Genomic DNA, 21,728 nt, shown 5'->3' with positions numbered 1-21,728 from the left:
GCGGGCTCCTCGGTGGCGGCGGGCGCCTCCGGGGACGCGGGCGTGGCCGGCGCGGGCGCGGACGCCGGCGCGGGCGGAGTGGAACCGCTCCCGACGACGGGAGTGGCGCCGGTGATGAGCGATTCCCAGGTGGCTGCGGGCTCCGCGGGTGCCGGAGTCGCCGAGGCGGGCGCTGGTGCGATCCCGGGCGTCATCTCCGGTGTCGTCGGCGTCGCACCCGTCGCGGCTCGCTTCGCCGCCTCACGGGCAGCGCGGCGCGACGGGGGAACTGCTTCGCCGTCGGGCGATGAGTCGGGCATCAGGCGGGCTCCTGGGGGACGGGGGTTCCGGGAGGTCGTCCGGTGCTCTTCTCGACGTCGAGCGCTTGCTGGAGCAGGACGACCGCGGCGACCTGGTCAACGATGCTACGCGAAGATCGCTGTGATCTGCCCGAACTGCGCAGTGCCGCGTGCGCCGAGACGGTCGAGAGACGCTCGTCGACGAGCCGCACCGGGAAAGCGGATGCCGCTGCCAGGGCGGCGGCGAAGTCGCGCGCGTCCTGGGTGGAAGCGGTGTCCTCGCCCCGCAGATTCATGGGCAGGCCCACCAGCAGTTCGACCACCGAGTACTCATCAGCCAGCGCCACGATCCGCGCCACCGAGGCGTCGTCGCGTGGGACCGTCTCGACCGGTGTCGCGAGCAGGCCGTCGGGATCGCTCGTGGCGACGCCCACGCGGGCCTTGCCGACGTCGATGCCGAGCCGCCTGCCCCGCCTGAAACCGCTCACCGGCACTGCCCGTTCACGCGCCGAGTGCGTCCTTCACGGCGGTCAGTGCCGCGGCAAGGGCCGCGGCATCCGTTCCACCGCCCTGCGCCACATCGTCGCGTCCGCCGCCGCCGCCGCCGAGGACGCCGGCAGCGCTCTTGGCGAGCACGCCGGCCTTGGCGCCGGCGGTGCGCGCGGCCTCGTTGGTGGCCACGATCACGACCGGCCGCTCGTTGACCACGGCGCCGAGCGCGACGACGGCGGCGTCGGAGGTCAAGCGCTCGCGCACCTGCAGCGCCAGCGAGCGGACGTCGTCGGCGGAGGCCGCCGTGCCGAGAGACTCGGCGACGACGAGCGTGTCGCCCACACGGGTCGCGGCCGCCGCGAGGGCGGGCAGCCGGTCGCCGAGCGCCTTGGACTCGAATGCCGCGATCTTCTTCTCCGCGGCCTTGAGGCTGGCCTGCAGCTCGGCGATGCGCGCCGGCAGCTGCTCGCGCGGCGCCTTCAGCGACGTCGTGAGCTGCGACACGATGGCGCGCTCGGCCGCCAGCGAGCGGAACGCATCGAGGCCGACGAGCGCCTCGACCCGTCGGTTCGACGCTCCGACCGACGACTCGCCAAGCAGGCTGATCAGCCCGATCTCGGCACTCGCCGACACGTGCGTGCCCGCGCAGAGCTCGCGCGACCAGGGGCCGCCGATGTCGACCATGCGCACCGTGTCGCCGTACTTCTCGCCGAACAGCGCCATCGCGCCGAGAGACTTCGCCTCGTCGAGCGGCAGCACCCGCGTGGTCACCTCGAGGTTGTCGCGCACCGCGTTGTTGGCGATCTCCTCGATCTCGGTCTTGGTCGCGTCGGACAGCGCCTGACCCCACGAGAAGTCGAAGCGCATATAGCCGGCGCGGTTCAGCGAACCGGCCTGCGTCGCGGTCTTGCCGAGGGTGTCGCGGAGCGCCGCGTGCACCAGGTGCGTCGCCGAGTGCGCCTGTCGGGCGGCGCGGCGGTTCGCGGCATCCACCACCGTCGTCGCGGGCTGACCCACGCCGACCTCGCCGGTCGACACCTCGACGGTGTGGCTGATGAGCCCGGGAACGGGCTTCTGCACGTCGAGCACCTCGAGCTCGTAGCCGGGGCCGACGATGACGCCCTTGTCGGCGACCTGGCCGCCGGACTCGGCGTACAGCGCGGTCTCGGCCAGGATCACCTCGGCGATCTGACCCACGCTCGCGCGGTCGACCGAGACTCCGTCGACGAGGATGCCGAGCACCTGCGACTCCGCCTCGAGATCGGTGTAGCCGGTGAAGACGGTCTCGCCCTGCGCGCGCAGATCGCGATACACGCTGGTGTCGGCGAGCTGGCGCTTGCGCGCCCGGGCGTCGGCCTTGGCGCGGGCGCGCTGCTCCTGCATGAGGCCGTCGAACGCGGCTCGGTCGACGCTGAGGCCGGCCTCCTCGGCGATCTCGAGCGTCAGGTCGATCGGGAAGCCATAGGTGTCGTGCAGCAGGAACGCCTCCGACCCGGTGAGCGTGGTGCCTCCGGTCGCCTTCGTCTCGGCGAGCGACTCGTCGAGGAGGGACTCCCCCGCCGCGAGCGTGCGGAGGAAGGTCGCCTCCTCCGCGAGGGCGTACTGCGAGATGCGCGCCCAGTCGGCATCGACGACCGGGTAGGCGTCCTTCATCGCGTCGCGGGACGCCTCGAACAGCACGCTGAACGTCGGCCCGTCGACGCCCAGCAGGCGCATCGAGCGGATCACGCGGCGCATGAGGCGGCGCAGGATGTAGCCGCGGCCGTCGTTGGCGGGAGTGACGCCGTCCGACATCAGCATGAGCGACGAGCGGACGTGATCGGCGACGACGCGGAACCGCACGTCGTCCTCGTGGTCCGCGCCGTACGTGCGGCCCGACAGCTCGACCGCCTTGTCGAGAACCGGACGCACCTGGTCCGTCTCGTACATGTTGTCGACGCCCTGCTTGATGAACGCGATGCGCTCGAGGCCCATGCCGGTGTCGATGTTCTTGTTCGGCAACTCGCCGACGATGTCGAAGTCGTACTTCGAGCGCACGTTGGTGATCTCGTACTGCATGAACACGAGGTTCCAGATCTCGACGTAGCGGTCGTCGTCGGTGGCGGGGCCGCCGTCGATGCCGTACTCCGGACCGCGGTCGAAGAAGATCTCCGAGCAGGGTCCTGCAGGGCCCGGAAGGCCGGTGCTCCAGTAGTTCGTGTCCTTGCCGAGGCGCTGGATGCGCTCCTCGGGCAGGTCGGTGAGCTTCAGCCAGAGGTCGTGCGCCTCATCGTCCTCTTCGTAGACGGTGACCCACAGGTCCTTCTGGTCGAAGCCGAGCCCGCCGTCGGCCTCGGGGCTCGTCAGCAGATCCCAGGCGTAGCGGATCGCGCCTTCCTTGAAGTAGTCGCCGAACGACCAGTTGCCCAGCATCTGGAAGAAGGTTCCGTGACGCGGGGTCTTGCCGACTTCCTCGATGTCGTTGGTGCGGATGCACTTCTGGTTGTCCGCGGCACGCGCGTACGGCGCGGGGACGTCGCCTGAGAGGTACGGGATGAACGGCACCATGCCGGCCACCGTGAACAGCAGGGCCGGGTCATCGGTCACCAGCGATGCCGACGGGACGATGGTGTGGCCGTTCTTCTCGAAGTAATCGAGGAAGCGCTGTGCGATCTCGGCGGTCTTCATGCGGGTCCTTGCGTGTGCGTGCGGGCGTGCGTGTGCGGGCGTGTTCGGGCGTCTGACGACGGGCCCGGGGGCGTGCGGGCGGGAGAAGACCCCGAGGTCAGTCGGCGAGCTTGTCGGCGGCGTCTTCGACGGCGTCCGCGACGTTCTCGGCGACACCGGACGCTGCGGCCCGGGCAGAGTTCGCCGCATCGGCGGCGGCATCCCGCACGTCGCCGACCAGACCCGCGAACCGGGCTTCCTGCTCGCGGTACGCGTCGCCCATGCGATCGGTGAACTCCGTGATGCGGGCGTCGACGTCGGCGAGGATCTCGTGGCCGCGCGGGTCCTTGTTCATCATGTGTGCGAGCACGAACCCGCCGGCGATGCCGAACAGGAACCACAGGAGGTTCTTCATGTCACCACTTCCTCGCGGGGCCGCCGGGGCGCGGCATCCCACCATCGTATGCCGAAACGCTCATGGCACGCCCACTGTCCATGACGGTGAGGCGGGGACGACGAAGGGCGCCGGGAAGATCCCGGCGCCCTTCGTTCGTACGACTGCTGTCGCTGGATCTCTCGAAGCGTCAGCGAGCCGCGTAGTACTCGACGACGAGCTGGACGTCGCAGACCACGGGGACCTCGGCGCGCTTGGGGCGACGCACGAGACGGGCCTGCAGCTTGTCGAGCTCGACCTCGAGGTAGCCCGGAACGGGCGGCAGGACCTCGGCGTGACCGCCGAGCGCTGCGACCTGGAAGGGCTCGATGCCCTCGCTCTTGGCCTTGACGTGGATGAGCTGACCCGGCTTCACGCGGAACGACGGGCGGTCGACGAGCTGGCCGTCCACGAGGATGTGGCGGTGCACGACCATCTGACGCGCCTGCGCGGTGGTGCGGGCGAAGCCGGCACGCAGCACGAGGGCGTCCAGACGCATCTCGAGCTGCTCGACGAGGTTCTCACCGGTCAGACCCTGGGTGCGACGGGCCTCGTTGAACTGGATGCGCAGCTGCTTCTCGCGGATGCCGTACTGCTCGCGCAGACGCTGCTTCTCGCGGAGGCGGACGGCGTAGTCGCTGTCCTGCTTGCGCTTGGTGCGGCCGTGCTCACCCGGCGCGTAGGGGCGCTTCTCGAGGTACTTGGCTGCCTTGGGGGTCAGCGCGACGCCGAGGGCGCGGGAGAGACGGACCTTGCGGCGGTCCTGGGACTTCGTTGCCACGAAGTGTTCCTTTCGATGACGCGGCCGTGTCTTTCACGGCCCGCGGACGTATCGCCCTGTCTTCGCCCTGTCCGGACTGCACGCCGGGGCATGCCGGAAGGTAGGTCAGGAAGAGAGGGGATGCCCGAAAACTGCGTTTCGAGCCCCTCAACCTTACCAGACCCGGCGCCTTGCTCTTATGAGTGCCCCGCGGCGACGGCAGCGGCCGCGCGGGGAGCCGCTGCCGGGCGATCCGCCCCGATGCGGAACGCGATCATCGCTCGCCGTCGAGGATGCGGCGGATCTTCTCCAGACGCGCCTGGAGATCGCGTTCGGCACCGAGCGCCTTCGGCTCGTAGTACCGGCGTCCGCGCAGCTCGTCGGGCAGGTACTGCTGCGCGGCGATGCCGATCTCGGCGTCGTGCGGATACACGTACCCCTTGCCGTGCCCGAGTCGCTTCGCACCGGCGTAATGCGCGTCGCGCAGGTGCACCGGCACGCGTCCGAAGCCGCCGGCGCGCACGTCGGCGATCGCCGCGTTGATGGCCAGGTACGCGGCGTTGGACTTGGCGGTCGTCGCCAGATAGGCGGTCGCCTCCGCGAGCGGGATGCGGCCCTCGGGCATGCCGATGAGCTGCACGGCATCGGCTGCCGCCACCGCGATCGGCAGAGCCTGGGGGTCGGCCAGGCCGATGTCTTCCGCGGCCGAGATGATGAGGCGCCGGGCGATGAAGCGCGGGTCCTCCCCCGCCTCGATCATCCGCGCCAGGTAGTGCATCGCGGCATCCACATCAGAGCCGCGGATGGACTTGATGAAGGCGCTGATCACGTCGTAGTGCTCGTCGCCCTGCCGGTCGTAGCGCAGCAGCGCACGGTCGACGGCCTGTGCCACGTGTTCCGGGCTGATCACGGGGACAGCCGCTGCTGCGTCCTCGCCGTCGCCACCCGCCTCGCCACCCGCCTCGTCGTCCTCGTCGTCGTCCTCGTCTTGGGGCGGGACGGCGAGCGAAGCCGCGGCCTCGAGCGCCGTCAGCGCCCGGCGGGCATCGCCCGAGGCGAGGCGCACGAGCGCGTCGCGGGCCTCGTCGCCGAGCGCGACGGCGCCCGACAGGCCCCGGGGATCGGCGACCGCCCGGTCGACGAGCATGCGGAGGTCGTCGTCGGTCAAGGGCTTGAGCGTGAGCAGGAGCGAGCGCGACAGCAGCGGCGAGATGATCGAGAACGACGGATTCTCGGTGGTCGCTGCGATGAGCACGACCCAGCCGTTCTCGACGCCCGGGAGCAGGGCGTCCTGCTGCGCCTTGGTGAACCGATGGATCTCGTCGAGGAACAGGATCGTGGACTGCCCGTAGAGATCGCGCTGGGTGAGCGCCTCCTGCATGACCTCGCGCACGTCGCGCACGCCGGCGGTGACCGCGGACAGCTCGACGAAGCGCCGGCCCGATGAGCGTGCAATGGCCTGCGCGAGCGTGGTCTTGCCGGTTCCCGGCGGCCCCCAGAGGATCACCGACGTCGCGGCGCGGGCCGCGGCCTCGGGATTGGCGAGCGTCACGAGGGGTGAGCCGGGCCGCAGCAGGTGCGACTGCCCTGCCACCTCGTCGAGCGAGGTCGGACGCATGCGCACGGCCAGGGGCGTCAGCCCCTGGAAGAGCGCGGTGGGACTGGTCACGTCACCAGGCTATCCCGCGCCCGCGACACCGGATCGGCGGCGGTTTGGCCGCCGTCGTGCCGCCCCGTAGGATCAAGCCGCCCGGGCGCCGTCCCGAGGGCACACGCCGCACGGCCGGCACGCCGAGAACTTCCTCGGTGGCACCGGGCGAGCGGGCAGGGCGAAGCGCCCGAGACAAGGTGAACGAGGAGGTCACGTGGCGACCGGTGGCAAGAACCGTGATGCGCGGGCTGCGCGGGAGCGCGCGCGTCTGTATGAGGCGCGACGCCAGTTCCACGAGGGGCAGGCGCGCCGCCGCACCCGCGACAATCTGATCGCCGGCATCCTCGGCGGGGTCATCGTCCTCGGCCTCATCGGCGCGCAGACGGCGTACTTCGTCGCCGGTCCGGGTGCCCCGGCTCCGTCACCCTCGTCTACTCCGACTCCCACGGCGACGACGCCGGAGCCGACCCCCTCGCCGACCGCGACGCCGGAGCCGAGCGCGACGCCGGCGCCGACCCCCTGACATCTCCCCTGTCGAGCCGCAACGGCATCGGAGGCGAGGCCTTCCCCGTACTAGGCTGTGAGCCGTCCTACTCCCTACAGACGGCGCGAGCCGCGATGAGGTGCATCCCGTGACTGCCGCAGCAGACTCCCAGCCCGAGACCGACGCCACCGAGCTCCCCGGAGGCGCCGGCAACGAGAACCCGACCACCGTGGACGACGCCGAGACGGCGGAGAACGCGGATGCCGCAGCCCCCGCCGAGGCGGATGTCGCGGCGGCACCGACAGACGTCGAGGATCCAGCCTCCGCCGGCGAGCCCGCCGCGGCCGAGGAGCCCGCTGACGCGGTGGAACCGGCTGAGGTGGAAGAGCCCGCCGCGGCCGAGGAATCGGCTGACGCGGTGGAACCCACTGAGGTGGCGGAGCCTGCCGCAGCTGAGGAATCGGCCCCGAACGAGATGCCCGCAGCCGGCGACGACGCCGCCGAGGGCGCGCCCGAGGTCGTCGACATCGAGGTCGTCGAGGTGGACGTCGTCGAGGTCGTGGACGAGTCCGGCGTGACCGAGGTCGAGGTCGTCGAGGTCATCGTCGAGACGGTCCCGTCCGTCGCCGCCGCCGCGTCTGCGGGTGAACCGTGGGGCCGTGTCGACGACGACGGCACCGTCTCGGTCCGCGAGGCCGACGGGTGGCGGGTCGTGGGACAGTACCCCGACGGCTCGGCCGAAGAGGCGCTCGCCTACTTCCAGCGCAAGTACAACGACCTGGCGAGCGAGGTGACGCTGCTCGAAGTGCGCCACCGCCGCGGCGGGGCATCCGCCTCCGACCTGCGCTCGACCGCCCGCACCATCAACGGCAAGCTGCAGGATGCCGCGGCCGTCGGGGATCTCGCGAGCCTGGTCGCTCGCGTCGCCGCACTTACGAAGACCCTCGCCGCCGAGTCCGAGACCGAGGCCGTCGCCGCCCGCGAGGCCGTCGACGACGCGGTGAAGGCGCGCACCGAACTCGTCGAGAAGGCCGAGGCCCTGGCCGCCCGCGACCCGCGCACCGTGCAGTGGAAGCAGGCGACCACCGAGCTGAACGCGCTCTTCGACCAGTGGCAGGCGCAGCAGCAGAACGGTCCCCGACTGCCCAAGTCGACCGCCCAGCAGCTGTGGAAGCGATTCCGCGACGCCCGGGCAACGGTGGACAAGCACCGCCGCGCGTTCTACGCCGAGCTGGACGAGGCGCACAAGGGCGTTCGCGACCGCAAGACCCGCCTGGTCGAGAGGGCCGAGGCCCTCGCCCCGAAGGGCGAGGACGGCATCCCCGCCTACCGTGAGCTGCTCGACGAGTGGAAGACGGCCGGTCGTGCCGGCAAGAAGGTGGACGACGCCCTGTGGGCGCGGTTCAAGGCTGCCGGCGATGCGCTGTACGGCGCACGGATCGAGCGGGAGACCGCTGATCTCGAGGCCTCGCGCGAGAAGATCGAGCAGAAGCGGGCGCTTCTCGAGGAGGCGAAGCCCGTCGCCGACGAACGCGACATCGCGAAGGCGCGTGCGACCCTGACGGCCGTGCAGCGGCGCTGGGACGAGGTCGGCCGGATCTTCCCGCGCGACACCGAGCGCTCGCTCGACGACGAGCTGCGTCGCATCGAGAACGCCCTGCGCTCGCGCGAGGAGGCCGACTGGAAGCGCAACGACCCGGAGCAGAAGGCCCGCGCGAACGACATGACCCGCCAGCTGACGGATGCGATCCGCAAGCTGGAGGACGAGCTCGAGGCGGCCAAGAAGTCGGGCGACAAGCGGGCGATCGCGAACGCGTCCGACGCACTGGAGGCGCGGCGTACGTGGCTCAAGGCGCTCGGCGGCTGAGCCGTCGTTCGAGGCGTGACGTCCTCGGCGTCCGGGTTGTCCACAGGCGGCCAGCGGCGGCATCCGTCGTCCTGCGACGGTGCGGCAGACTTCGGACGTGGGATCGCCCTTCCTGTACTTCGCGGATGACCGGCTCTCGAACGCCGAGCTGACCGCCGCCTGTCTCGACGGGCACCTGGTGTCGCTGGGCGACGCCTACATGCCCGCCGATGCGGTCGAGACGCCGGCGCTGCGCGCCGGCTCGCTGGTGCGCACACTCGGTGACACCCTTGCGGCCACGCATCTGACCGCGGCATGGATCCACGGCGGACTGCCCGCGCCGCCTGCGCGTCATACCGTGCAGCGTGCCGTGTCGCGCCGCCTCCACGTCGTGCCCGATCGGCAGCTCGTCTACCGCGACCTCGCCGTCACCGCGGAGGACCTGCACCTGATCGGGGGCGTGCACGTGACCACCCCCGAACGCACGCTCGCGGACCTCGCCCGCGTGGGCGACGCCGAGCACACGCGAGCGGCGCGCCTGCTGGCGGGCTCGGATCCGGATGCCTCGACCCGCGCGATCGCGCGGCTCGAGGAGGGCACGCTCCCCCACAAGCACGCGGCCCTCGCCTGCCTGCGGGAGATGTTGACCGCCGCGCTTCAAGAGGACGTGACGCGGTACACGTCGTAGACGGCGTCGATGCGCCGCACGGCGTTGAGCACCCGGTCGAGGTGGACGATGTCGCCCATCTCGAACACGAAGCGGCTGAGAGCCAGGCGGTCGTTCGACGTCGAGACCGTCGCCGAGAGGATGTTCACGTGGTGCTCGCTGAGCACGCGGGTGACGTCGCTCAACAGGCCCGAGCGGTCGAGCGCCTCGACCTGGATCTGCACGAGGAACACGCTCTTCGTCGTGGGAGCCCACTCGACGTCGATCATGCGCTCCGGGTCGTCCATCAGGGACTTGACGTTGGTGCAGTCCGTCCGGTGCACCGAGACGCCGCTGCCGCGGGTCACGAAGCCGACGACCTCATCGCCCGGCACCGGGGTGCAGCACTTCGCGAGCTTGACCAGGATGTCGGGGGCGCCGCGGACGAGGACTCCCGAGTCGCCGCCGCGCGGTGCGCGGGTCCGTCCGACGACCGGCAGGTCGATCGGACCGGTCGTCGTGTCGTTGGCGGCGACCAGCGCGGTGACCTTCTCGATCACCGACTGGGTCGAGACGTGACCTTCGCCGACGGCGGCGTACAGCGCCGAGACGTCCTCATAGCGCAGCAGGTGGGCGACCTCGGTGAACGAGTCCTGGCTCATGAGCCGCTGCAAGGGGAGGTTCTGCCGGCGCATCGCGCGTGCGATCGACTCCTTGCCCTGCTCGATCGCCTCCTCGCGGCGCTCCTTCGTGAACCAGCCGCGGATCTTGTTGCGCGCGCGGGTGCTCCGGACGAACCCGAGCCAGTCCTGACTCGGTCCGGCATCGGGGTTCTTCGAGGTGAACACCTCGACGACGTCGCCGCTCTTCAGCTCGGATTCCAGCGGCACCAGGCGGCCGTTCACCTTCGCGCCCATCGTGCGGTGACCCACCTCGGTGTGCACCGCGTAGGCGAAGTCCACGGGGGTCGCACCCGCAGGAAGCCCGATCACGCGGCCCTTGGGCGTGAAGACGTAGACCTCCTTGGCGCCGATCTCGAAGCGCAGCGAGTCGAGGAACTCCCCCGGGTCGGCCGTCTCGGCCTGCCAGTCGGAGATGTGGGCGAGCCAGGCCATGTCGGTGTCGAGGGACTTGGAGTCCGGCTTGGCGCCGTTCATCTGCTCTTTGTACTTCCAGTGGGCGGCGACGCCGTACTCCGCCTGCTGGTGCATCTCGTGCGTGCGGATCTGGATCTCGACGGTGCGGCCGCCGGGGCCGATGACCGTGGTGTGCAGCGACTGGTAGAGGTTGAACTTCGGTGTCGCGATGTAGTCCTTGAAGCGCCCTGGAAGCGGCGTCCAGCGTGCGTGGATCGCGCCAAGCACGGCGTAGCAGTCGCGAACGCTGCCGACGAGCACGCGGATGCCGATGAGGTCGTAGATGTCGTCGAACTCGCGGCCGCGCACCACCATCTTCTGATACACGGAGTACAGCTGCTTCGGCCGGCCCATCACTCGACCGCGGATCCGCAGTTCCCGAAGGTCGCTGTCGACGGAGGCGATGACGTTCTGCACGTACTGCTCGCGCTGCGGGGTGCGCTGCTTGACCAGGCTCTCGATCTCGGCGTAGAGCTTCGGGTGCAGCACCGCGAACGAGAGATCCTCGAGCTCGGACTTGATCGCCTGGATGCCGAGCCGGTGCGCGAGGGGCGCGTAGATCTCGAGGGTCTCGGTGGCCTTCTTGCGCGCCTTCTCGGGCGGGACGAATCCCCATGTGCGCGCGTTGTGCAGGCGGTCGGCCAGTTTGATGAGGAGCACGCGGATGTCGCGCGACATCGCGACGATCATCTTGCGGACCGTCTCGGCCTGCGCGCTCTCGCCGTACTTGACCTTGTCGAGCTTGGTCACGCCGTCGACGAGCATGGCGACCTCGTCGCCGAACTCGCTCGTGAGCGTCTCGAGCGAGTAGTCGGTGTCTTCGACGGTGTCGTGGAGGAGCGCGGCGGCGATGGCCCGGGGGCCGAGCCCGAGATCCGCGAGGATCTGCGCCACGGCGAGAGGGTGGGTGATGTACGGCTCGCCGCTCTGGCGAGCCTGCCCGGAGTGCGCCTTCTCGGCGACAGAGTAGGCGCGCTCGACGATCGACAGATCGCCCTTCGGGTGGTGCGTGCGCACCGTTCGCAGGAGCTGCTCGACGTCATCCCGGCGCGCGGAGCGCGAGAAGATCCGCGGCACCAGGCGCCGCAGCGACGAGGACTGGGCGGGGGGAACGGTCTCGGTCATGCGATTCCCTCCCCTCCGCCGGACCTCCCAATCCTACGCCCGAGCGGCGAGGCCTCAGGCCGGGGTGCCCGCCAGCTCGCGCGCCGCCACGACGCGCGTGTCGCGCGTCCTGATCGGCTGCTCGTTCTCGCGCAGCAGCGAGTACAGCGGCGCCGCGACGAAGATCGTCGAGTACGCGGCCACGATCGTTCCCACGAAGATCGAGAGCGACAGGTCGGTGAGCGTCTGCGCGCCGGCCCAGATGAGACCGATGAACAGGATCGCGCCGGTCGGCAGGATCGCGACGATGGTCGTGTTGATCGAGCGCACGAGGGTCTGGTTCACCGCGAGGTTGACGGACTCGCCGAACGTGCGCCCGGAGACCTCGCCGTCTTCGTCGGTGTTCTCCCTGATCTTGTCGAACACGACGGTCGTGTCGTACAGGGCGTACGACAGGATCGTCAGGAAGCCGATGACGGCCGCCGGCGAGATCTCGAAGCCGAACAGGGCGTAGACGCCGATGGTGATGACGAGCACGTCCACCAGGCCGATGATGGCCGAGACCGACATCTTCCAGGTGCGGAAGTACAGCGCCAGGATGATGAACGTCAGGGCGAGGAAGATCGCGAGACCCCAGAGCGACGTTCGCGTCACATCGGCGCCCCAGCTGGGACCGATGAACGCGTAGCTGACTTCGGCCTCGGGCACGTCGTACGCCTCGGCGAGGGCCGTCGAGATCTCGCGGCTCTCGGCATCCGTCACCTGGTCGGTCTGGACGCGCACGGCGTCCTCGCCGATCGTGACGACCTTCGTCGTCGCTTCGGGCACGACCGACAGGACGGCGTCGGTGGCGAGCGACTGATCGACCGGCGATGCCACGCCGCTGACGGTGAACTGGGATCCGCCGGTGAACTCGATCGAGAACTGGATGGGACGGAACAGCGGCACCAGGGCCGAGCCGATCACGAGGATCGCGGCGATGAGGAACCACAGGCGTCGCCGGCCGACGAAGGGGAACGACGTCTTGCCCGTGTAGAGGTCGTTGCCGAGCTGGCTCATGGAGCGCATCAGTCGTCTCCCTCCTTGACGGTCTTGCCGGGTTTCGCGCTGTCGGCGGCGGCCAGTTCCGCCTGCTTCCGCTCGGCGATGGTCTGACGGCGGGCGGCTTCGCCACGGGCCTTGACGTTTCGACGCCCTGCCGCTCCGGTGGCGACCACCGGCTCGCGGAATTGCGCGCGGCCGCGGTAGACCGCGCCCAGAGCCGTCGGATCGAGCCCGGACAGCGGATGCCCCGACCCGAAGAACCGTGTGCGTGCCAGCAGCTGCAGCACCGGGTGGGTGAACAGGATGAAGATGAGGACGTCGATCGCGGTGGTGAGGCCGAGGGTGAAGGCGAAGCCCTTGACCGTCGAATCCGCGAGGATGTACAGCACGACGGCGGCGAGGATGTTGATCGACTTCGAGATGTAGATCGTCCGCTTCGCGCGGCCCCAGCCGTCCTCCACCGCTGCGGTGATGGACTTGCCGTCGCGCAGCTCGTCGCGGATGCGTTCGAAGTACACGATGAACGAGTCCGCCGTGAACCCGATCGTCACGATCAGGCCCGCGACGCCGGCGAGCGACAGGCGGAAGCCCATGCGCCAGGCGAGGATGCACAGCGTGACGTAGGTCAGCACCGCCATCACCGCCAGTGACGCGATGATGATGAAGCCGAGAGCGCGGTACACGATGAGCGAGTAGATCGCGACGAGCACGAGGCCGATCAGACCCGCGATGAGACCGATCTGCAGCTGCTGGGATCCGAGCGTCGCCGAGATCGAGTTCGAGCTCTCGACGGTGAAGCTCAGCGGCAGTGCGCCGTACTTCAGCTGGTCGGCGAGCACCTTCGCCGACTCCTGGGTGAAGCTGCCCGTGATGCTCGGTTTGCCGTCGAGGATCACGCCGTTCATCGACGGCGCCGAGAGGACGTAGCCGTCGAGCACGAACGCGAACTGGTTGAGCGGCGCCTGCGCGCCGTACAGCCGCTGGCTGATCTCGCCGAACGTCGTCGTGCCCTCACCGTCGAACGAGAGGTTGACGGCCCACTGGTTGTTGGTCTGCTGCAGGCCGAACGTCGCATCGTCGATCGACGAGCCGTCGAGCTCGACCGGGCCGAGGATGTACTTCACCGAGCCGTCGGCGTCGCAGGTGATGAGCGGCTCGTCGGCGGGCGCGTTCGCAGGATCGTTGTCCGGGTCCGCGCAGTCGTACGCGAGGAACTCGGCCTGCAGTGCGGGGGTGATCCACGCCGTGTCGCTGCCGTCGGTGGGCGCTGTCGTCGGCGTCGCCTGCAGCGTCGGGTCGGGGGTCGGGTACGGCGTGGCGTTGCCGTCTTCGCCCACGAACTCCGTCGCCGGGTCGCCGGCATACAGCACCGCGCGCAGCTGAAGCTGCGCGGAGGCCTCGATGCGGTTACGGGTCTCCTCATCGGCCTGACCCGGGATCTGCACGACGATCTGGTTTCCGGCCTGGGTGGTCACCTCGGCCTCGCCGACGCCGGACGCGTCGACGCGCTGGCGGATGATCGTGACCGCCTGCTCCATCTGCTCAGCGGAGGGGTCGGCGCCGTCCTCGGTCTGCGCTTCGAGGACGATCTGGGTGCCGCCCTGCAGGTCGAGGGCGAGGGCCGGCGTCCAGGAGCTCTGACCGAACACGTACACGCCGAGCGCGTTGATGCCGAACAGGATCGCGGTGATCGCGAGGAGTCCGGTCAGCGCGCGCCATGCATGCCGGACGGGGGTGGATGTCGCCACGTCTTTGCTTTCTTGAGAGCCCGAACGGGCGAACGGACGTGCTTCAGCCCTGCGGCTTGGTGCCGGGCTCGGCGTCGGGATCGATCTTGTCCTTGCCGCCGGCGGCGCTCTGGTCGTCGCTGATCGAGGTGATGTCGCCGTTCGCGACGCCCTCGGCGTACTCAGCGTGGCTCTCTTCGGCGGCGAGGTACTCGTCCTCGGTCACGACGCCGACCTCGGGGGTCACGACGCGCAGGATGGCCTGGCTGTGGACCTTGATCTGCACGCCGGGCGCGAGCTCGACGATCGCGGGCTGGTCGAGGTTGTCGGCGTCGTACGAGACGATCGTGCCGTAGAGGCCGCCCTGCAGCAGCACCTCGGAGCCGGGCACCGTCTGGCGGGCCTTCTCCTCCTGCTCCGCCTTCTGCTTCTGCATGCGGCGGCGTGAGCTCCAGAACATGAAGACGAGGAGCACGACCAGCAGGATGATGAGGCCGTAATTGCTCAGGAACGTAGCGAAGTCCATGGGAGCTGGAAGCACCTTTCGGATGAGGCAGTCGCCGCGGGCGGCGTTGCCTTGCAGGCGGGGGTGGGCGGAAGCCTCCAGCGATTATAGGTCATCGAGTCCCAGCACCGAGTCGGCCGCCGGCACCCCCATGTGGGCGTAGGCCTCGGGCATGGCGATGCGTCCGCGCGGCGTGCGGCCCATGAAGCCGATGCGCACGAGGTACGGCTCGACGACGGACTCGATCGTGTCTGGTTCCTCCCCCACCGCGACGGACAGCGTGCCGAGACCCACCGGGCCGCCGCGGAAGCGGCGCACGAGAGCGTCGAGCACGGCGCGGTCCAGCCGGTCGAGGCCGATCCTGTCGACGTCGTAGAGGTCGAGTGCGGCGTCGACGGCGGCGATGTCGGCACCGGTCCGGCCGTGGACGACCAGGTAGTCGCGGACACGACGCAGCAGGCGGTTCGCGATGCGGGGCGTGCCGCGCGAGCGTCGTGCGATCTCGGCGCGAGCAGCCGGCGGCAGCGTGACGCCGAGCATCGCCGCCGAGCGCTCGATGACCCGCTCGAGCTCTTCGGGTTCGTAGTACTCGAGATGGGCGGTGAAGCCGAAGCGGTCGCGCAGCGGGTTCGGCAGCAGTCCCGACCTCGTCGTCGCGCCGACGAGGGTGAACGGCGCGAGGTCGAGCGGGATGCTCGTCGCCCCGGCCCCCTTGCCGACCATGATGTCGATGCGGAAGTCCTCCATCGCGAGGTACAGCATCTCCTCGGCCGCGCGCGCCATGCGGTGCACCTCGTCGATGAACAGCACTTCGCCCGGTGTGAGGCTCGACAGCAGCGCCGCGAGGTCGCCCGCGTGCTGGATCGCGGGCCCGCTCGAGAGGCGCAGCGGGCGCCCGCTCTCGTAGGCGACGATCATCGCGAGGGTCGTCTTGCCGAGTCCGGGGGGGCCCGACAGGAGGATGTGGTCGGCTGGCCGCTGCTGGATGCGCGCCGCATCGAGCAGCAGCTGCATCTGGCCGCGGACCTTCTGCTGTCCGACGAACTCTGCGAGCGACGAGGGGCGCAGCGCGCCCTCGATGGCGAGCTCCGTCTCGTCGACCGGCTCGTCGGCTTCGCGCACGTCAACCACTCACGGGCTCCTTCCGCGCAGGCCCGAGCGTCGCGAGGGTCCGCCGCAGCAGGGTGGGAACCGATGACCGATCGGCGTCGGATGCCTCGGCGGCGACCGTGTCGACGGCCTCGATCGCGACACGCTCCGACCAGCCGAGCCCGATCAGCGCCTCCACGACTTGTGACGGGATCGCGGCGGAGGGGGCGGCATCTGTGCCGCCCGGGGCGGCGGGCCGCGTCACGGCGATCTTGCCGGCCAGCTGCACCACGATGAGCTTGGCGGTCTTCGGGCCGATCCCCGAGACGCGGCGGAACGGTGCGTCGTCGTCGGCCGAGACGGCGTCGGCGATCTGCGGCACCGTCAGGGTCGCGAGCACACCGAGCGCGGACTTCGGGCCGACGCCGGTGACGCCCAGGAGCAGACCGAACACGGTCAGCTCTTCGCGAGACTCGAAGCCGAACAGCGACAGGGCGTCCTCGCGGACGATGAGCGAGGTATGGAGGGTGATGTCATCGCCGAGGTGGGTGCCGCGCGCGACCTGCGGCGTCACTGCGACGTGGAGGCCGACTCCCCCGACTTCGACGACGACCGCATCCGCATCGACGTGCACTGCGGTGCCGCGGACTGAGGAGATCATGGATCGAGCCTACGGTGCGGTTCGGACGTTTGTTCGAGCGACACGCAGCCGTCGTTCCCGATCGGCGCTCGAGCCAGGTCAGCGGCGGGCGACGCGTTCCGCGTCGGCCCAGGCGCGCTGCGCCGGCGTCAGGGGTCCGGACGCCGCCGTCGTGCTGGGTGCCCCGCGCCACGCGTGGCAGAGCGCGAGAGCGAGAGCGTCCGCGGCATCGGCGGGCTTGGGAAGCTCGTCCAGCCGCAGCACACGGGCGACCATGGTCTGCACCTGCCGCTTGTCGGCGTTGCCGTAGCCGGTGATGGCGGCCTTCACCTCCGACGGCGTGTGCGTCGCGGCGGCGATGCCGCGCTCCCCCGCGACGAGGAGGGCGATGCCGCTCGCCTGCGCGGTGCCCATCACCGTGGCGCGGTTGTGCTGCGCGAACACGCGCTCCACCGCGACCACGTCGGGCGCGTGCGCGTCGAGCACGGCACGCAGCCCGGCGGCGATCAGCGCCAGACGCTCCTCGATCGGGGCGCCCGGATCGGACCGGACGACCCCTACGTGCACGAGGGTCGCGGAGCGATCGGGTGCGACATCCACGACGCCCACACCGCAGCGCGTCAGGCCCGGGTCGATCCCGAGCACGCGCAGACGACCGCGAGAGGTTCCGGATGCCACTCCCCCACGCTAGGCGAGGATGCCGGATGCCGCGGCCAGGCGCGCCTGGCCGCGACCGGTCCGGGCGCCCTCAGGCTCCGGTCCGGTCGCGGCGGCGGCGCCGGGGCAGGCGTGCGGACCGTCGTGCTCAGTCCTCGTCGTTCTCGAGCTCGGCCTGCACCTCTGCGGTGAGGTCGAAGTTGCTGTAGACGTTCTGCACGTCGTCGCTGTCTTCGAGGGCGTCGATGAGGCGGAAGACCTTGCGCGCGGTGTCGGCGTCGACCTCGACCTTGAGATTCGGGACGAACTCGACGTCCGCCGACTCGTAGTCGATCCCGGCGTCCTGCAGCGCCGAGCGGACGGTCACGAGGTCGGACGCCTCGGTGATGACCTCGTAGCCCTGCGCGTGCGGCTCGACCTCTTCGGCGCCGGCCTCGAGGACGGCCAGCATGACGTCGTCCTCGGTGGTCGTCTCACCGCCGACGACGATGACGCCCTTGCGGGTGAAGTTGTACGCCACGCTGCCGGGATCGGCCAGTGTGCCGCCGTTGCGGGTGAGTGCGGTGCGCACCTCCGCCGCGGCGCGGTTCTTGTTGTCGGTCAGACACTCGATCATCAGGGCGACGCCGTTGGGGCCGTACCCCTCGTACATGATCGACGAGTACTCGACCGACTCGCCGCCGATGCCCGCGCCGCGCTTGATCGCGCGGTCGATGTTGTCCTTCGGGACCGAGGTCTTCTTGGCCTTGAGCACCGCGTCGAACAGTGTCGGATTGCCCTGAAGGTCGGGGCCGCCGAGCTTGGCCGCCACCTCGATGTTCTTGATGAGCTTGGCCCACGACTTCGCACGGCGAGAGTCGATGACCGCCTTCTTGTGCTTGGTCGTTGCCCACTTGGAATGCCCGGACATGGTCCTCCTGAATTCACGCTCGTCGGCGGGTCGCGTCGGCCGGCGCCATCCGGCGCGGCCACCGCCGACGGACAATTCTATTCCCCGCGGCGCAGCGGGTTCGCGATCAATGCTGCGCGGCACCTGCTCGTCGCGGCGTTCGCCTCCCGCCGGCAGCGCTACAGTGCGAACTCGAAGCCGAATCGCGACGAGAGCAGCGCGACGAGGTCGCGCGGCACCTTGGTGAGGTACGCCGGTGCGGGCGCCAGCGTCTCGGCCGAGCCGATGAACGGGAAGTAGACCGGTCCCTCCGTGAGCTGCTCCACCCGATCGCGCACGGCGACGATCTCACCGCCGACGCGTCGGAGGCTCGGGAGGGTGATCGGAGCGGCAAGCCGCAGGGTGTCGCTGATCGGCATCCGCCAATGAGGCAGGTCGTCGCCGCGACGCGCTCGCGTCTCCTCGCCGAGAGGACCGAGCACTCTCCCCCACGCGGCGATCCCGGGCACCGGAAGGGTCCGGTCCCAGACGAACAGCGTGTCGCCCGGCTCGGTGTACCCGACGAGCTCGTGCGACCACTCGAATCGCCGTTCGTCCGCCGCCTTCGGTGCGGACAGCGCATCGCCGACGACGCCGCGCGACGGGGCGATCATCCAGTAGCGCTCCTCGGGATGCTCGCGCCACCAGTCGTTGATCGTCATGAGTCAGAATCTACCCCGACGTGTCGTCCGCACGTCGTCAGCGCTGCCGCTCGCGCACCATGTCGAGGAAGAGCGCGTGGAAGCGGTGCTCGCCCGTCACCTCGGGATGGAAAGCGGTCCCGAGCAGCGAGCCCTGGCGCACCGCGACGACCCGCCCGTCGTCCAGCGCCGCGAGCCGCTCGACGCCGTCGCCGGCTTCCTCGACCAGCGGCGCTCGGATGAACACCGCATGGACCGGTGGCTCGCCGAGGGCCGGCACGTCGAGGTCGACCTCGAACGAGTCGACCTGGCTGCCGAAGGCGTTCCGGCGCACCGTGACGTCGAGCCCGCCGAAGGTCTGCTGGCCAACGATGCCGTCGGTGATCCGGTCGGCGAGCAGGATGAGGCCGGCGCAGGTCCCGTAGACCGGCATGCCGGCCGCGATCGCCGCGCGCACGGGCTCGCGCATGCCGAACGCGCGGGAGAGCTTGTCGATGACGCTCGATTCGCCGCCGGGGAGCACGAGCCCGTCGATGGCGGCGAGCTCCGCCGGGCGGCGCACCGTCGTCACCTCGGCGCCGAGTTCCGTGAGCACGCGCACGTGCTCACGGACATCCCCCTGCAGTGCGAGGACGCCGACCCGCGGAGCCGGCGTCGTCACCAGCCGCGCTCGGCGAGCCGGTGCGGGGCGGGGAGGTCGGAGACGTTGATGCCCACCATCGCCTCGCCGAGGCCGCGCGACACGTCGGCGATGACCTTCGGGTCGTCGTAGAAGGTGGTGGCCTTCACGATGGCGGCCGCGCGCTGGGCGGGGTTGCCCGACTTGAAGATGCCCGAGCCGACGAACACGCCGTCCGCACCCATCTGCATCATCATCGCGGCGTCGGCGGGCGTGGCGACACCGCCGGCGACGAACAGCACGACCGGCAGCTTGCCGGTCTCGGCGATCTCCGCCACCAGGTCGTAGGGCGCCTGCAGCTCCTTGGCGGCGACGTACAGCTCGTCCTTCGACATCGACGTGAGTCGGTTGATCTCGCTGGAGATGGTGCGGATGTGCTTGGTGGCCTCCGACACGTCGCCGGTGCCCGCCTCGCCCTTCGAGCGGATCATCGCGGCGCCCTCGTTGATGCGCCGCAGCGCCTCGCCCAGGTTGGTGGCACCGCACACGAAGGGGACCGTGAAGCTCCACTTGTCGATGTGGTTCACGTAGTCGGCCGGCGAGAGCACCTCGGACTCGTCGATGTAGTCGACGCCGAGCTCCTGCAGCACCTGCGCCTCGACGAAGTGGCCGATGCGCGCCTTCGCCATGACCGGGATCGAGACGGCGTCGATGATGCCGTCGATCATGTCGGGGTCGCTCATGCGCGAGACGCCGCCCTGGGCGCGGATGTCGGCCGGCACGCGCTCGAGCGCCATGACGGCGACGGCACCGGCGTCCTCGGCGATCTTCGCCTGGTCGACGGTGACGACGTCCATGATGACGCCGCCCTTGAGCATCTCGGCGAGGCCGCGCTTGACGCGGTCGGTTCCCGTGTCGGTGGTCACGAGCTTTCCCTTCGAGTGGAGCGCTGGAGCGCAACGAGTGAGGACAATGCGGGTATTGGCCTAGGCCAAAAGATAGCATGAGGATCACCCGCCGATCGGTGGGCTGACGGCGCGACCAGCAGGGGCGGCACATGACCCTCGACATCAGCGGGCGATCCGCCTCGGAGATCGCCGAGAGCGTGCGCGCCCGCATCGAACGGGGCGACGTGCTCCCCGGCGACCCGCTGCCCCCGGTGCGGTCCCTCGCCGACGAGCTGGGCGTGAACCGCAACACCGTGGTGGCCGCGTACCGGCAGCTCACGCAGGCCGGCGTGATCGTCACGCGCGGCCGCAGCGGCACACGCGTCGCCGACCTGTCCCCCGTGGCGCAGGAGGGCTTCGCGGCCGGCAGCGTGCTCCGCGACGTGGGCACGGGCAACCCGGATCCCGAGCTGATCCCCGACCTCTCCCGTGCCCTCGCGGGGATGGTGGGCCGGCCCGTCCTGTACGGCGAACCCGTCATCGACCCCGAACTCGAGGACTGGGCCCAGGAGTGGATGCGCGACGGCCTTCCGCCGGCGGCCGAGCTGCGACTGACCATCACCAGCGGCGCGGCCGATGCGGTCGAGCGGCTGCTGGCCCAGGCGCTCACCCGCGACGACGCGGTCGCCCTCGAGGACCCGTGCTTCCTCACCAGCATCCACACCGTGCGCATCGGAGGCTATCGAGCGGTCCCCGTGCCCGTCGACGACGAAGGAATGACGCCCGACGGGCTGCGCGCGGCGCTCGAACAGGGGGTGCGCGCGGTCGTCCTCACCCCGCGCGCCCAGAACCCCACCGGTGCGAGCCTCTCGGCGCGGCGCGCTGAAGAGCTGCGCGGCGTGCTCGAGGACCACCCCTACGTCCTCGTGATCGAGGACGACCACTTCTCGCTGCTGTCGCAGCAGCAGTTCCACTCCGTCATCGCGCCGGGCCACCGGCGCTGGGCACTCGTGCGATCGGTGTCGAAGTTCCTCGGGCCCGACATGTGCCTGGCGGTGACGGCATCCGATCCCGAGACCGCGGAGCGGCTCGCGATGCGCCTCACCCCCGGCACGACGTGGGTGAGCCATCTGCTGCAGCGCCTCGCTCACGCACTGCTGACGGATGCCGGCACCATGGCCGCGATCGAGCGTGCGGGTGCGCACTACGCGGCGCGCAACGCGGCGTTCGTCGAGCGGCTCACCGCACGGGGCGTGCCCGCGGATGCCGGTGATGGGCTGAACCTCTGGATCCCGCTTCCGGTGCCCGCGCGTGCCGTCGCGGAGCAGCTGATGCGGCGGGGGTGGCTGGCCCGGCCCGGCGACGAGTTCGTCCTCGGCGGAGACGCGCCGTCGCACCGGCTGCGTCTCACGGTGCACGACCTCGACGTCGCCGACGCCGAGCGCCTGGCCGCCGACGTGGCGGCTGCCGTGCGGGCCGCCGGTGGGCGGCTGGTCACACGAGAAGTGGCATGAT

At 70.4% G+C, this 21,728-nt stretch carries 20 protein-coding genes and 1 pseudogene; 4 read left to right on the top strand and 17 right to left on the bottom strand.

The genetic code is table 11. The features are described from left to right. From ACI3KX_RS12140 to ACI3KX_RS12115, 6 genes and pseudogenes are all read right to left on the bottom strand, one after another. Nucleotides 1–299, bottom strand: a pseudogene (locus ACI3KX_RS12140) (ABC transporter substrate-binding protein); the annotation flags it as partial. Beyond that, nucleotides 299–766, bottom strand: coding sequence for a Holliday junction resolvase RuvX (gene ruvX, locus ACI3KX_RS12135; RefSeq protein ID WP_363357382.1), 468 nt, complete (start codon nucleotides 764–766; stop codon nucleotides 299–301). The pseudogene ACI3KX_RS12140 and the gene ruvX, both read right to left, overlap by 1 nt. A 13-nt stretch (nucleotides 767–779) precedes the next feature. Beyond that, entirely contained in the window at nucleotides 780–3,437 is a 2,658-nt protein-coding gene (gene alaS, locus ACI3KX_RS12130; RefSeq protein ID WP_404909906.1) for an alanine--tRNA ligase, read from the bottom strand. 97 nt (nucleotides 3,438–3,534) lie between these two features. Next, nucleotides 3,535–3,831, bottom strand: a complete 297-nt coding sequence (locus ACI3KX_RS12125; protein WP_349427538.1) for an ATPase — start codon at nucleotides 3,829–3,831, stop codon at nucleotides 3,535–3,537. Between the two features lie 169 nt (nucleotides 3,832–4,000). Beyond that, nucleotides 4,001–4,630, bottom strand: coding sequence for a 30S ribosomal protein S4 (gene rpsD, locus ACI3KX_RS12120; protein WP_141894533.1), 630 nt, complete (start codon nucleotides 4,628–4,630; stop codon nucleotides 4,001–4,003). 253 nt (nucleotides 4,631–4,883) lie between these two features. Then, nucleotides 4,884–6,278, bottom strand: coding sequence for a replication-associated recombination protein A (locus tag ACI3KX_RS12115; RefSeq protein ID WP_363357380.1), 1,395 nt, complete (start codon nucleotides 6,276–6,278; stop codon nucleotides 4,884–4,886). Nucleotides 6,279–6,474: 196 nt separating this feature from the next. On the opposite strand from ACI3KX_RS12115, the gene ACI3KX_RS12110 reads away from it, so the two are divergent. The 3 genes from ACI3KX_RS12110 to ACI3KX_RS12100 all read left to right on the top strand — a co-directional run bounded on the left by ACI3KX_RS12110 (nucleotide 6,475) and on the right by ACI3KX_RS12100 (nucleotide 9,278). Further along, entirely contained in the window at nucleotides 6,475–6,783 is a 309-nt protein-coding gene (locus ACI3KX_RS12110; RefSeq protein ID WP_349427536.1) for a dioxygenase, read from the top strand. Nucleotides 6,784–6,892: 109 nt separating this feature from the next. Continuing rightward, a complete protein-coding gene (locus ACI3KX_RS12105) occupies nucleotides 6,893–8,611 on the top strand; it encodes a DUF349 domain-containing protein (protein ID WP_404909905.1) in 1,719 nt (572 codons plus the stop codon). Nucleotides 8,612–8,708: 97 nt separating this feature from the next. After that, complete coding sequence (locus tag ACI3KX_RS12100) at nucleotides 8,709–9,278, top strand: hypothetical protein (RefSeq protein ID WP_363357379.1); 570 nt, start codon at nucleotides 8,709–8,711, stop codon at nucleotides 9,276–9,278. Here ACI3KX_RS12100 and ACI3KX_RS12095 read toward each other — a convergent pair. From ACI3KX_RS12095 to pdxS, 11 genes are all read right to left on the bottom strand, one after another. Next, complete coding sequence (locus ACI3KX_RS12095; protein WP_363357378.1) at nucleotides 9,248–11,497, bottom strand: bifunctional (p)ppGpp synthetase/guanosine-3',5'-bis(diphosphate) 3'-pyrophosphohydrolase; 2,250 nt, start codon at nucleotides 11,495–11,497, stop codon at nucleotides 9,248–9,250. The two genes, ACI3KX_RS12100 and ACI3KX_RS12095, sit on opposite strands and share 31 nt — an antisense overlap. Nucleotides 11,498–11,551: 54 nt before the next feature. After that, nucleotides 11,552–12,544, bottom strand: coding sequence for a protein translocase subunit SecF (secF, locus tag ACI3KX_RS12090; RefSeq protein ID WP_349427533.1), 993 nt, complete (start codon nucleotides 12,542–12,544; stop codon nucleotides 11,552–11,554). Next, nucleotides 12,544–14,268, bottom strand: coding sequence for a protein translocase subunit SecD (secD, locus tag ACI3KX_RS12085; protein ID WP_363357377.1), 1,725 nt, complete (start codon nucleotides 14,266–14,268; stop codon nucleotides 12,544–12,546). Before secD ends, secF begins: the two co-directional genes overlap by 1 nt. Before the next feature lie 43 nt (nucleotides 14,269–14,311). After that, nucleotides 14,312–14,773, bottom strand: a complete 462-nt coding sequence (gene yajC / locus ACI3KX_RS12080; protein WP_349427531.1) for a preprotein translocase subunit YajC — start codon at nucleotides 14,771–14,773, stop codon at nucleotides 14,312–14,314. An 84-nt stretch (nucleotides 14,774–14,857) separates the two neighbouring features. After that, on the bottom strand, nucleotides 14,858–15,883 hold the full coding sequence (ruvB, locus tag ACI3KX_RS12075) for a Holliday junction branch migration DNA helicase RuvB (RefSeq protein ID WP_363357376.1): 1,026 nt from the start codon (nucleotides 15,881–15,883) through the stop codon (nucleotides 14,858–14,860). Next, nucleotides 15,876–16,502: a Holliday junction branch migration protein RuvA gene (gene ruvA, locus ACI3KX_RS12070; RefSeq protein ID WP_363357375.1), complete on the bottom strand. Its 627-nt coding sequence runs from the start codon at nucleotides 16,500–16,502 to the stop codon at nucleotides 15,876–15,878. The genes ruvB and ruvA overlap by 8 nt, the downstream gene beginning before the upstream one ends. 78 nt (nucleotides 16,503–16,580) lie before the next feature. Beyond that, complete coding sequence (ruvC, locus tag ACI3KX_RS12065; RefSeq protein ID WP_349427528.1) at nucleotides 16,581–17,159, bottom strand: crossover junction endodeoxyribonuclease RuvC; 579 nt, start codon at nucleotides 17,157–17,159, stop codon at nucleotides 16,581–16,583. A gap of 127 nt (nucleotides 17,160–17,286) precedes the next feature. Continuing rightward, nucleotides 17,287–18,048, bottom strand: coding sequence for a YebC/PmpR family DNA-binding transcriptional regulator (locus ACI3KX_RS12060; protein WP_308867250.1), 762 nt, complete (start codon nucleotides 18,046–18,048; stop codon nucleotides 17,287–17,289). Between the two features lie 158 nt (nucleotides 18,049–18,206). Then, entirely contained in the window at nucleotides 18,207–18,728 is a 522-nt protein-coding gene (locus ACI3KX_RS12055; RefSeq protein ID WP_349427527.1) for a hypothetical protein, read from the bottom strand. A 37-nt stretch (nucleotides 18,729–18,765) separates the two neighbouring features. Continuing rightward, nucleotides 18,766–19,371 carry a pyridoxal 5'-phosphate synthase glutaminase subunit PdxT gene (gene pdxT, locus ACI3KX_RS12050; protein WP_363357641.1) on the bottom strand — a complete coding sequence of 202 codons (606 nt, stop codon included), beginning with the start codon at nucleotides 19,369–19,371 and terminating at the stop codon, nucleotides 18,766–18,768. After that, nucleotides 19,365–20,252, bottom strand: coding sequence for a pyridoxal 5'-phosphate synthase lyase subunit PdxS (gene pdxS, locus ACI3KX_RS12045; RefSeq protein WP_308867247.1), 888 nt, complete (start codon nucleotides 20,250–20,252; stop codon nucleotides 19,365–19,367). The genes pdxT and pdxS overlap by 7 nt, the downstream gene beginning before the upstream one ends. Nucleotides 20,253–20,383: 131 nt before the next feature. On the opposite strand from pdxS, the gene ACI3KX_RS12040 reads away from it, so the two are divergent. After that, on the top strand, nucleotides 20,384–21,727 hold the full coding sequence (locus ACI3KX_RS12040; protein WP_363357374.1) for an aminotransferase class I/II-fold pyridoxal phosphate-dependent enzyme: 1,344 nt from the start codon (nucleotides 20,384–20,386) through the stop codon (nucleotides 21,725–21,727). The last annotated feature ends 1 nt before the right edge of the window (nucleotide 21,728 follow it).

The sequence above is a fragment of the Microbacterium sp. ZW CA_36 genome, from assembly GCF_044987475.1.
In the GTDB taxonomy this organism is placed as follows: Bacteria; Actinomycetota; Actinomycetes; order Actinomycetales; family Microbacteriaceae; genus Microbacterium.
This window is presented reverse-complemented; position numbering and strand designations above follow the sequence as displayed.

Bases quoted from the DNA above. Each gene is read 5' to 3' on its own strand.
- alaS (WP_404909906.1), bottom strand. From the start codon at position 3,437: ATGAAGACCGCCGAGATCGCACAGCGCTTCCTCGATTACTTCGAGAAG.
- ACI3KX_RS12125 (WP_349427538.1), bottom strand. From the start codon at position 3,831: ATGAAGAACCTCCTGTGGTTCCTGTTCGGCATCGCCGGCGGGTTCGTG.
- ACI3KX_RS12095 (WP_363357378.1), bottom strand. From the start codon at position 11,497: ATGACCGAGACCGTTCCCCCCGCCCAGTCCTCGTCGCTGCGGCGCCTG.
- secF (WP_349427533.1), bottom strand. From the start codon at position 12,544: ATGCGCTCCATGAGCCAGCTCGGCAACGACCTCTACACGGGCAAGACG.
- yajC (WP_349427531.1), bottom strand. From the start codon at position 14,773: ATGGACTTCGCTACGTTCCTGAGCAATTACGGCCTCATCATCCTGCTG.
- ruvA (WP_363357375.1), bottom strand. From the start codon at position 16,502: ATGATCTCCTCAGTCCGCGGCACCGCAGTGCACGTCGATGCGGATGCG.
- ACI3KX_RS12060 (WP_308867250.1), bottom strand. From the start codon at position 18,048: ATGTCCGGGCATTCCAAGTGGGCAACGACCAAGCACAAGAAGGCGGTC.
- ACI3KX_RS12055 (WP_349427527.1), bottom strand. From the start codon at position 18,728: ATGACGATCAACGACTGGTGGCGCGAGCATCCCGAGGAGCGCTACTGG.
- ACI3KX_RS12040 (WP_363357374.1), top strand. From the start codon at position 20,384: ATGACCCTCGACATCAGCGGGCGATCCGCCTCGGAGATCGCCGAGAGC.